Annotated in this window: 11 protein-coding genes; 9 read left to right on the plus strand and 2 right to left on the minus strand. The window is 38.3% G+C overall.

What is annotated here, in order from left to right; all coding sequences use genetic code 11:
• Positions 1–20 precede the first annotated feature (20 nt).
• The 5 genes from AC6I2O_RS00115 to AC6I2O_RS00135 all read left to right on the plus strand — a co-directional run bounded on the left by AC6I2O_RS00115 (position 21) and on the right by AC6I2O_RS00135 (position 5,945).
• Positions 21–1,796 (plus strand): hypothetical protein, encoded by a 1,776-nt coding sequence (locus AC6I2O_RS00115; protein ID WP_120393630.1) that lies wholly within the window; start codon positions 21–23, stop codon positions 1,794–1,796.
• Between the two features lie 53 nt (positions 1,797–1,849).
• Complete coding sequence (locus AC6I2O_RS00120; protein WP_497741473.1) at positions 1,850–3,505, plus strand: RNA-binding domain-containing protein; 1,656 nt, start codon at positions 1,850–1,852, stop codon at positions 3,503–3,505.
• Positions 3,506–3,895: 390 nt separating this feature from the next.
• Positions 3,896–4,234 (plus strand): MobC family plasmid mobilization relaxosome protein, encoded by a 339-nt coding sequence (locus tag AC6I2O_RS00125; protein WP_120393628.1) that lies wholly within the window; start codon positions 3,896–3,898, stop codon positions 4,232–4,234.
• An 881-nt stretch (positions 4,235–5,115) separates the two neighbouring features.
• Positions 5,116–5,337, plus strand: coding sequence for a helix-turn-helix domain-containing protein (locus tag AC6I2O_RS00130; RefSeq protein ID WP_120393672.1), 222 nt, complete (start codon positions 5,116–5,118; stop codon positions 5,335–5,337).
• Between the two features lie 386 nt (positions 5,338–5,723).
• Entirely contained in the window at positions 5,724–5,945 is a 222-nt protein-coding gene (locus AC6I2O_RS00135; RefSeq protein WP_120393627.1) for an HAD-IA family hydrolase, read from the plus strand.
• A gap of 4 nt (positions 5,946–5,949) precedes the next feature.
• Here AC6I2O_RS00135 and AC6I2O_RS00140 read toward each other — a convergent pair whose 3' ends face one another.
• Together AC6I2O_RS00140 and AC6I2O_RS00145 are read right to left on the minus strand one after the other, a co-directional pair.
• Entirely contained in the window at positions 5,950–6,591 is a 642-nt protein-coding gene (locus AC6I2O_RS00140; RefSeq protein WP_120393626.1) for a D-sedoheptulose-7-phosphate isomerase, read from the minus strand.
• A gap of 6 nt (positions 6,592–6,597) precedes the next feature.
• A complete protein-coding gene (locus tag AC6I2O_RS00145; RefSeq protein WP_497741474.1) occupies positions 6,598–7,560 on the minus strand; it encodes an HAD family hydrolase in 963 nt (320 codons plus the stop codon).
• 256 nt (positions 7,561–7,816) lie between these two features.
• Between AC6I2O_RS00145 and AC6I2O_RS00150 the strand changes: the two genes are divergently transcribed.
• The 4 genes from AC6I2O_RS00150 (at position 7,817) to AC6I2O_RS00165 (ending at position 11,668) form a co-directional block, all read left to right on the plus strand.
• Positions 7,817–8,818: an extracellular solute-binding protein gene (locus AC6I2O_RS00150; protein WP_120393624.1), complete on the plus strand. Its 1,002-nt coding sequence runs from the start codon at positions 7,817–7,819 to the stop codon at positions 8,816–8,818.
• A 77-nt stretch (positions 8,819–8,895) separates the two neighbouring features.
• Positions 8,896–10,020, plus strand: coding sequence for an ABC transporter ATP-binding protein (locus AC6I2O_RS00155; protein ID WP_120393623.1), 1,125 nt, complete (start codon positions 8,896–8,898; stop codon positions 10,018–10,020).
• On the plus strand, positions 10,020–11,066 hold the full coding sequence (locus AC6I2O_RS00160) for an ABC transporter permease (protein WP_497741476.1): 1,047 nt from the start codon (positions 10,020–10,022) through the stop codon (positions 11,064–11,066). The genes AC6I2O_RS00155 and AC6I2O_RS00160 overlap by 1 nt, the downstream gene beginning before the upstream one ends.
• 71 nt (positions 11,067–11,137) lie before the next feature.
• Positions 11,138–11,668, plus strand: a complete 531-nt coding sequence (locus AC6I2O_RS00165) for an ABC transporter permease (protein ID WP_497741477.1) — start codon at positions 11,138–11,140, stop codon at positions 11,666–11,668.
• Positions 11,669–11,670: the final 2 nt, after the last annotated feature.

The raw sequence follows: 11,670 nt of genomic DNA on the forward strand, positions 1-11,670 counted from the left end.
GCTAGGAATATGAAAAATCAATGGAAAATGGTATCATTAGAAAAATTAAAGAATTATTAAGTGATGATTCGACTATTACTCAAGACGAAGTGATTTCATATATAAAAAAGAATATATCAAAGGTATCGTATGACTCTTTTCTTGCACAAAAGTTGCTTTGGAAAATACTGGGTAACAATGCTTTGTCAGATGATCAAAAAATTGCATTAGTACAGGATATTCAAAAACAGTATCCAACAGAGATGATTAGTAATTTGGCATTGTTTACGGACTATGTTATGAATAAGTTTCGTAAAGTAAATGATACGATAAAGGAAACGATTAGAAAAAATTTTGATTCGATATTTATGTTTATGACATGTTTAAACCAATTTTCTTTGATGAAGGGTGGTTTAGTAAGATACCCTAAAGATATATTAATTAAAAATGCATTCGCTATTTGGGGTAATATAGATTGTAAAGATGAATACAACTTAATATTGATACCTGATGCCATCGTTATAGAAAAGGTACATGTATTGGAAGTTGTTTATTTATTAGCTATGGAAATAGGGTGCATGTACGAACGTTATGAAGCTATTTCTTATTTGTCTGAAGAAATACTTGCTACTGATTTTAAGGATGGCAAGATGGTGTTCGAGATCGGTATTAAGGACATAGATTATTCATATGGAATTAAGTTGGGTTCTGAGTATAATCTTTTAGCATGGAGTAAAAGAGCTGAGAAAACTATTCCGGAACCAGAAATCTTTGAATATTATAAGTGCTATGTCTGTAAAAAGTGTTTCATCATGAATATTGCTGCAGATGAAAAAGAGTGGATTATTTCAATGGTGAAAAATCAGCTAACATCTGAAACATATTTGGACTTTTTAATTTGCCGTTCTAAAAAATATCAAACAGGAATATATCTTGTCTCTGTGCTGTTATATTTGTATATTGAATATTTGTTCGTTATTCTTTTGAGTAATCAAGGATATGGGGTTATTCAAATAAATGATATAAAAAGAAACTGCTGTTTTGGAAAAGATATGTCAAATATGGATTTCCAAAGAATATTAGAGTTTATAGGTATTCAGGATTCTTATAAGTTTATTGGAATGGACAGACCGTATTTTAAGGTAAAATCTCAGATATATCTTTTTTCGAGTTTGTTTGATACGGATTATAATATTTTTGAAGATTTAAGAGATATTATATTTAATCAAAGAAAATCAGAATTAGGAGAGGAAGTAAATTACTTCGGAAAAAGTGTTTTGGAAACATGCGTGAAACAAAGATTTCGATGCTCTGGTTGGACAGCATTATCATCAAGCATAAAGGTTAAAAATACAGATTTTGCTTTAGTCGCATGGAAAGATGGCAAGGTGATTCTTGGACAAGTAAAGACAGCACATTCTGGTAGAAAACCTTATCAGCTTTGGAAAGCATTTAAGACTATTGAAAAAGCAAATATTCAGATTTCTCGCTGTAAAGAGGCGATAACAAAAGATGAAAATCTTCTGTTTTCGAATTTAAAAAGAGAAAAACTAGTTCAAAGCAGACATGAGATAAAGGAAATAATATATATGATAATTACTGGTACCAGTTATTTTTCTATGAGTAGCGATGTGGCTGTTATTAGTATTGAGGATATATCGAATATATTAACTTTGGAACGAAATAATCCGGAAGAGTTTATGGATGTGATAATGAATCCCATCTCGATGTATTCGTTAGACCGGATCCCAGAAATTCATGATAGTCTCTTGGATTTTGATGATGTTCAGATTATCTACGAAGATTTAGATGAATAATAATGTAGTTAGTTGTATAACAAAAGAAGCAGAAGCAAGGAATGGTAAGCTATATGAACGAACAAGAATTTAAAGATATTCTCCAAAAGGGAGAAACTCTTACAGTAGAATTCAAAAGCTGGAAGAAAGCTTCCAATATGCGAGAACGGGTTCAGCTTGCGGTTGATGAACTGATTGCTTTTTCTAATGCGGTCGGTGGAACCGTTTATTTTGGTGTTGAAGATAATGGTACTGTTACGGGCTGTGAAAAATACGATACTCAGAATCTGATTGAATCCATTTATGACAAAACAAGACCGTCATTATTTGTGGAGATCGAGGAGATCGCCTATCAAGGGATGAAAGTTCTTGCGTTAACAGTGAAGCCTGACGGAAAAACATACGGAACGACAGATGGACGTTTTTTGAAGCGTTTAGGAAAAAACTCGAAACCGTTTTTTCCGGATGAAATGAGCAATCGATTCTATGGAGAACATATTCCAGATTTCTCTTCAAAGATCGTTGCAGACAGCACTCTGGAAGATGTAAATCTGTTGGAAGTATATTCGCTGAAAGAGAAACTCAGGGTTCGTGATCCAAAATCAACACTCCCGGATTCTGAAGATTTTGCATTTTTGCGGGATCTTGGATTGATAAAAGCAGATGGAAAAATCGAAAAGCTGACAGTTGCTGGACTGTTATTTGTAGGAAAACAGTCATCCATAAGCAGATTATTGCCGTCAGCAGAAGTGATTTATTTACATTACAGTGCAGATAATCTAGAAGAATATGATGCACGTCTTGATTTGCGGCAGCCGATCGTATCAGTCTTAGATCGACTTACAGAAATTATACAAAACGATAACCGGATTTTAAATGTTCAGATTGGACTGTTCCGGTTGGAGATAGCGGATTTTTCGGAAAAAGTATTTCAGGAAGCATTGTTAAATGCAATGTCCCACAGGGACTATCAGAGTATGAGTGCTGTATATGTAAAGCATTACCCGGATAAAATTGTGATCGAGAATCCAGGTGGCTTTTTGGATGGTATCACGGAGAATAATATCATTACACATCCTTCGGCTCCTCGGAACAAACTAATTGCGGAGACGTTACAGCATTTAAAATATGTGCAGCGAACAGGACAGGGTGTGGATATTATTTACCGGGAAATGGTATCTATGGGAAAACCTTACCCAGAATATCATGTATTTAGTGATGCTGTTTCTTTGACGCTCCGCAGTTCGGTTGAAGATATGTCTTTTGTAAAATTTGTTGTTGCTGAGCAAGAGAAAAAGCAAATTATTTTATCATTAGCGGAGTTAATGATTTTGAGATATGTAACAGAAAATAAGCAGATCAAGTTGTCTGACGCAAAGGATCTGGTGCAGTTGTCTTTAGAAGACACAAGGAAATGTTGCCTTAATCTGGTAAAATTGGGATTGATAGAAACTGTCGGTAAAGAATATATGCTGACTGCCAGAGTATATGAGATGGTAAAATCAGATGTGCAATATACGCGTGATAAGGTTGTCCAGTATATTAAGGCAAAACAGATGATCGTGGATTATTTGGAAACGAATGGTACCATTACAAATGTATCGATCCAGGAACTTTGCGGATTTACAAAGCAGCAGGCCAGAGCAACCATTGATAAAATGCGGAAAGAGAATATTATCGATATGATTGGTAAAGGTAAATCCTCAAAATATGTTCTTATTAAATCATGATACGAGTGTTCCACTCAGAAAAACTCGAAAACCACTCGAAAAAACTCGAAGCAAGAATAAGAGGCAAATGGTTTGGAGTGAGTCTTCATTCGAGTGGGAATCGAGTTTAACTCGAATAAAAACTCGTATTTAATAATGTATGAAATTCCTGGAATACGGGAGATATATGCGGCGGTGCACCTGATGGTGCGCCGCTGTTGCTTTGAACGGAGATATTTTTTTTGAATAATTTTCAAATCTTTATTTATTTTTGGAAAAAACTTTGTCCTTAGAATATGAAGGGATTACTCAGTAGAGCAAGGACAGCCAGAGGTGCCCCACTCTGGCGAAAACAGAACTGGGTCCCTGCCCAATTCCGAAAAAACACAATCAAAGAAAGGACAAATTAATATGGAAAACAGAAAAAGAAATATCCAGATACGTTTCTGGGTTACACAGAATGAAAGGGATTTGATCCGTCGAAAAATGTACATGGCAAAGACAAATAACATGGGTGCGTATCTCAGGAAAATGGCGATTGATGGTATTATTGCGAATATTGATATGACATACCAGAAAGAAATATTTCAGGAGATGCATAAGATTGGCGTGAATGTAAACCAGCTTGCCAAAGTTGCGAATACGACGGGTGCTGCAACGCCTGACGATATAGCTGAGGTGAAAGTCATGTTGGATAATTTATGGAAAATACTGAAACGTGATGCTACTCAGTGGCTGAAAGAGCAATAGATTTTGTAAAATTATAGTCGGAATCATACTTATAATAACGGAGTCTGTTCCATACCTGTTAAAAAAACAGGGTAATAATAACAAGACTGATAGGAATAAGACTGATATATGTATGTATAGCGATATCGCTTCTCTGTATGGAGCGTATCATAATGTCTGTTTTGTCTTGCGCAGGGGAAATGATGGAACTACAAAAACTATTAGAAATTAGAAATGTAACGGAAGGAGATAAACCAAATGGCAGAAATAAATTATCCGGATAAATATAAAAACAAATTGTTTCTTACGGTAAAAGATATGATTTTTTCCAATTCATTCTGGGCATGGTATAACATGCTTTGAGTAGATGAATAATATAATGATTGTAAACAAATTTCAGATCTCCACAAAAAGGAGATCCAGACCTCCACAGAAAAGAGTCCAGACCTTCACAGAAAAGAGATCTAGACCTCCATAGAAAAGAGGTCTAGACCTCCACAAAAAACACACTAATAATACTAATATTAATAAGACTGATAGGAATAAGACTGATTTATCTATTATAGCGCTTCCGTCTCCGTGCATGGCACGTTTCTTATCCGGAATGAAATATTGTTTGACAGAGTATAGTTAGTGATTCCGAGATAGTAGTACTTATACCCTGTAATATCGGATGAGATATTGCAGGGATTTTTATGGGGATCAAAGGTAACGCTTTTGGCATTCGGAGACCGCGTATAATGGGCTCTGTGGGTGTTATTTCTATGCAGGTGGAACAATTGTCCACGAACTCAAAAATTGAAGGGAAAAGCGTCACATTTTTCTGGGATTGTTTTTTGAAATACTTATTGATGCAATGCATAACATATGATAAGCTATTATTGATAGGGGTGGTTATAATCATGGATGTTCAGAAGGAAGTAAAGTCACTTAGAGAAAGTATGAATATGAACAGAAGAGAATTCTGTGAATACTTTGATATCCCGTATCGTACAGTAACTGATTGGGAGGCTGGAAAAAGATCTATGCCAGACTACGTTTTCCGGCTCATGGAATACAAGGCAAGAGCTGAAAAAATGCTTGTAAAAGATCAGGATCAGGAGCCAGTACAGCGCTGCGACTAATGCTCTGGTAAAGTGCAAAGTGGGGTGTTCTTCGGAAAGCATAGTATCCTCATTTGTACTTGAAAAAGAGTAATAATACAGACGCTTGCGGAGCACTTTCTGAAAAACGTGAAATTTAAAGAAAATTCTGGTAGTTTTTAAAAACTACTGCAAAAACTACCAAACAACCTACCAAAACAAAAAAGGTTAAAGATTCGATTAAAAAAATAAAAAAGGAAAAAAGCGGAATTCTTCCCATAAATAAAGGGTTTTTCCAAGGAAAAACGTGGTGAAAAGAGGAGTTCCGGGGTGGTCCAAACGGGCTATCGGTTTAAGATGTAAAAAGGAAAATGAAAGATAATTAAAAATACTGTATTTTATATGGGTAACGTACTTCTGAGCTTTCGCTGGAAAGATATGCTGATCGATTTTGGTCTTTCAAGAGAGGATGCGGATCACAGGCTATTTATCAGGCTCTCGGCGATAAATACCTGTCAGATCCGGAAGAATGCATGTTTTTTGATGACAGAGCTGAGAATATAGAAGGAGCGAGAGCCTTTGGAATGAAAACAATTCAGATTCTGTCCATGGAAGGGTTTTTAAATGACCTGAGAAAATTACTTTCATAAATCATTATGCAAAAAATTCATGTTCAAGCACGAGGCACAGACAGTGATACACCGGAAGGTGAAATTCCTGTACCTCGTGTGTTTTTTTTGCAGGAACTTCAATACAAATATCGGCTGTTTGAAAAAGCCTGCCTCCGCAGCTTCCAGTCAGAGCTATAGTTTGCATTTGTTTTAGCTTTGCGGTTTCAGCAGCATAAACGACATTTTCAGAATTGCCCGATGTACTGATACAAAGAAGGACATCTCCCGGATTTCCATATCCGTATACCTGTTGTGCAAAACAGAGCTGTGGGGCAACATCATTTGCATAGGCTGTATGTAATGAAGTTTCTTCAACAAGGGCAATAGCCGGAAGTGCCTGCTGGAGATGGGCAGCAAGGAACGCTCCATTGGAAGAAATCTTATGAAGGAATGTAGCTTCTGTTGGTGAAATAGGTCTTGGAAGTGTAAAACTTTTCATCAATTCTCCAACAATATGAAGTGAGTCTGATGCACTGCCGCCATTTCCGCAGATCAGAAGTTTTTTGCCGGAATAAAAAGCAGTAAACAGAAGATTCGCGGCCGAACATATAGAAGCTTTACAGGAAAGAAGAGACGGATAGCGTGCAATATATTCATCAATAATGGCCTGTGAAGAAGGTTTCATGAAAATCTATTCCTTTCTTTGAAAATATTTATATAAGATAGGGTCTGTGTAGTCTGGGAAAATCAAATTTGTACCTAGTTTTTGATGCAGGCTACGCTGATACAATGAAGTTTTCGGAAGTCGGCTGACTGTTACCGCGCCCATGGAAACACCGGCGCTGATTTCAGCACGCCCATCTCCGACTATAAGTACCTGATCTCCGGAAATAGCAAGAGTTTGCAGCAAACGGTTCATAATAACATTTTTTGGGAGTTTTTCGTCCCACGTAGAACCAATGATATCTTCTGCGAGACAGCCATTTCCGATGGTATAGCCTAGCGTCTCTATCTCTTGAAACATTCCTTTTCCTTTTTCGACAACGGCTCCTGTAACAAAATAGTTTTTTACACCATTTTGTTTTAAATATTCCAGAAATGCCAAACTCCCAGGTACACGATAAAGTTCAGGACTATGTGCGGCAACAGCCAGATTATGATTACGGCAATAACCGTTAAGTATCCTTTCATACAAGCGGAAGAGCCTTGGAGCATTGACGGAAAGAAACTGTTGCATTTCCGGAGTTTCCGGTAAATCATCAGAAATTTCTTCTCCATTCCAGATTCTTTGAATTTTCTGGGAGTTTACAAACATATCGCAAGATATGGTAATCTGTCTTTCTTCTATTGCTCTGCGGATTGCCCATTCCATTTGCGTTAAAGCAGACAAACCGGCAGATTCTTCACAGAACCGGTCTGTTTCAGGAAAAGGCTTTTTACCGGCCAGATTGATTAATCTGGTACAGTTTTCTTCACTTTCCAGATTGTCTGGCAGCCCGTACGTGATAACATCTGCAAGCAGGACACTCATGACAGGTGCCCATTCCCGAATCAGGGAATGCGTGCCGTCAATATCATGAAACGCATAAGAAATAGTTTGTGTAGAAAAAGGATTTATAAGGTAAGATGATGGAATACAATGAGCAGTTAACACAGTTTTAAAACCTCCTTTTTAATATGTGTGTTTTTTTGATTGATTATTTTTTGTTATAATTATAAAAGACGGAAGATTAAAACTCTATACCAGTAATTGTAATTATATCTTTAAAATTGACTTGTTATTATCGAAAATATTATAAAAATAGTCAAAAAAAAGGATGTTTTTATGCAATAATGGATAGTTTTTAAAAAATAAAACATTTATAATTGTGATACATACACAAAACAAACCAAATAAAGGAGGAAACAACATGAAAAAAAGAAGTAGGATAATAACATGCCTGACAATGGTTGGATTACTGTTTGGTTCCATCTCTGTATGTGCAGAAGGAAATCTGGTTATCTATACCGCGAGAAGTGATTCAGAAATCGAATTGGTTGTACCGGCTTTTGAGGAGGCATATGGTGTAGAGGTTGAACTTGTAACAGGAGGTATTGGAGAACTGATTAAACGTGTGGAGGCAGAAGGAAACAGTCCGCAGGGAGATATCCTGTTAGGTGGAACCTATACATCAAATCTTTCCGGAAGTAATTATTATGAATCATATATATCACCGGAAATGGAGAATTTAGCAGAGGAATACAGAAGAGAGGACGGTTTGCTGACGACAACCTCTATTATTGCAGTATGTATGATCGTAAATGACAATCTTGCAGAAGGCATCAAGCTGGAAGGATGGGAAGATCTGCTGAATCCGGAACTGAAAGGAAAAATTGCATTTGCAGATCCGGCAGCATCTTCAAATGCATACAATCTTCTCGTAAATATGCTGTACGATATGGGAGAAGGGGATGTATTCAGTGATGCTACATGGGAGTATGTCGGAAAATTTGTAGATCAGCTGGACGGAAAGATACTCTCAAGCTCCTCTGCAACTCCGCGTGGAGTAGCAGACGGTGAATATACGGTTGGCCTGACACATGAGGTTTATGTTGCAAATTATATCGCAGAAGGAGCACCGGTACATGCGCAGTATTTCTCCGAAGGTACTTATGTGGCAGAAGATGTCGTAGCAATTATTAAAAACTGCGAAAACATGGATAATGCAAAATTATTTGTAGATTATCTGTTGTCATATGACTGTCAGAATAATTATATGATTGGAAATTCAACTCGTCCTTCAAGAACAGATGTAGCGTCACCGGAAACCTTACCAGATGTAGAGGAATTAAATTCGATCGGTGAATATGCGGTAAGCTCTGAAGACAAAGCGCAGATTCTTGATCGGTTTAATGAACTTATGTACCAGTAAATTGCAGATAGAAATTCATTTTGCGGGCAGGGCGGTGAAACTGTCCGCAAATTTTAAAGAAAAAAAGAGGGTGTTTTATGAGTATTCAGATCACTGCAGAACATGTTGTTAAAAAATTTGATAAAGAAACTACGGTTATTCCAGATCTGTCTCTCGTTATAAAAGAGGGGGAACTTTTTACGCTACTTGGTCCATCAGGCTGTGGTAAAACGACGTTTTTGCGTATGCTGGCAGGTTTTTATCCATTGGATGGGGGTCATATATATTTTGGAGAACGTCGTATAGACTGTGTACCGGTGCATGAACGCAATATAGGTATGGTGTTTCAGAATTATGCGATTTTCCCGCATATGACAACGGCACAAAATGTAGAATATGGATTAAAACAGCGAAAGGTTGATAAAGCGCTGAGAAATAAAAAGGTAAAAGAAATTCTGGAAACTGTGAGAATGGAGGAATATGCCGACCGGCTTCCGGCGAAACTTTCCGGCGGACAGCAGCAGCGCATTGCTCTGGCAAGAGCAATTGTAATCCGTCCGGACGTTCTGCTGATGGATGAGCCACTGTCCAATCTGGATGCAAAGCTGCGTATAGAAATGAGAAGCACCATCCGGGAAATACAGAAACAAAGTTGTGGCGGTATTACAACCGTATACGTTACGCATGACCAGGAAGAAGCTCTGGCGATCTCTGACCGGATTGCAGTTATCAATAAAGGGGTCATCCAGCAGGTAGATACGCCCAGACGGATTTATCAGTATCCGGCTAATATTTTTGTTGCGACCTTTATTGGATTCTCGAATCTGTTTCATGGAACCGTACGAATACAGGATGGAAAAAAACAGGTACAGATCGGAGACTGTTTACTGCCTGTTTTGCGGCTTGGAAACAACGTACAGGATGGACAGAAAGTAATTGTCTCTATGCGTGCGGATGATTTCACCTGCGTATCGGAGGGAGGCATCTGGTGTAAAATCAAATCCGATACATTTTTGGGCCAGAATATGAATTATGCAGTAGAATTTGAAAATAAAATAGCTGTTGAGACAGAGGATGGCAACGAACTTGTAGAATCTGTCCGTACAGCCAGGCATTTTTACAGGCAGGGAGAGCGAATCTGTATAATGCCGGATGCCGAAAAGCTGAATGTGTTTACAGACGATGGAGGGACAAGCCTGATGGACAGGGGTGATGATACATAATGCAGAAAATACGTAAGCTGGATTTTTGGACATTGATTACAGTTATTATGGTGGCAGTATTTGGAATATTTTTGATTTATCCACTGTTTTCACTCTTTTCCAGTGCATTGCGGGAAAGCAGTTCAGGGATGTTTACGTTGGACCATTTTGTGAAATTTATGTCGCGCAGTTATTATATGCGTGCACTTTTGAACAGCCTGAAAATCGGGCTGGCAGTAACAGTGCTGTGTATGCTGATTGGTGTTCCGATGGCATATATTATGACATTTTACCGGATTCGCGGAAAAAAACTGATTGAAATTTTGATTGTCATTTCTATGCTTTCTCCGCCTTTTATCGGAGCATATTCCTGGATTCTTCTGCTGGGACGCAGCGGCGCTGTTACGAAGTTGTTTGCTGCAATTGGTTTGCAGTCGCCGACAATCTATGGCATGGGCGGCATTATATTTGTTATGACGCTGAAATTGTATCCATTTATGTATATGTATATGTGTGGCGCCCTGAAAAAGGTGGACGGGTCCTTGCTGGAAGCAAGCAGCAGTCTTGGGTGTCGTCCGGGCCGTCAGATCTGGAGGATGGTAATTCCTCTAGTTATGCCAACGATGCTGGCTGGCGCGCTTATGGTTATGATGAATGCAATGGCAGATTTTGGCACACCACAGCTGATCGGAGAAGGTGTCCAAACGATGACGACGCTGATTTATAAAGAATATATTGGAGAGGTTTCCGGAAACGGAAATTTTGCGGCGGCATTGGCTTCTGTGATGGCGCTTGTTACAGCTGCACTGTTTCTGGCACAGCGTCATTACATCAGCCGAAAGTCATATACAACAAACGGTGCGCGTCCGGTCGAGAGTAAAGAATTGTCGTCCGGTAAAAAAGCAGTAGCATATATCTTTATAGGCCTGCTGGTTTTCCTGTCCTGTGTGCCACATCTGGTTGTAGTTTATACATCTTTGTATAAATCAGACAGTTCCATGTACCGGAGCAGTTTTACACTGGAAAATTATAAGAAGGTTTTTTTTCTCTGTCAAAGCCAATTGTAAATACTTATATTTATGGTGTGATTGCCATTGTTATTATCATTGGTCTGTCAATGATGGTGGCATATACGTCGATGCGCAGAAGAAATATCTTTACAAGAATTATAGATACAATTACAATGTTTCCATATATTCTTCCGGGCGCAGTGCTTGGTATTACGTTGCTGGTAGCATTTAATCATGGGCCGCTGACTCTGATAGGAACGCCGTATATTATTATACTTGCTTTTGTAATTCGGAGAATGCCATATACACTCCGTTCATCTTCGGCTATTCTGTACCAGATTAATCCAAGCATAGAGGATGCATCCATCAGTCTTGGGTGCCCTCCAATACGCACATTTTTTAAAATTACGGCAAGGCTGATGCTTCCTGGTGTTTTCTCAGGAGCTATTCTGAGCTGGGTAACGGTAATCAATGAGCTGAGTGCATCTATGCTGCTTTATACCGGGAAAACTGCTACTATGTCCGTTACGGTATATTCACAGATTTTACGGACAAATTATGGTTCGGCATCAGCTTTATCGGTAATTCTTACGGTTTCTACTATTTTATCGCTGCTTTTGTTCTTTAAGCTGACAGGCAGTACAGAGGTGTCAGTTTAGCT

It is taken from the genome of Blautia sp. St.27G3 (assembly GCF_059728505.1).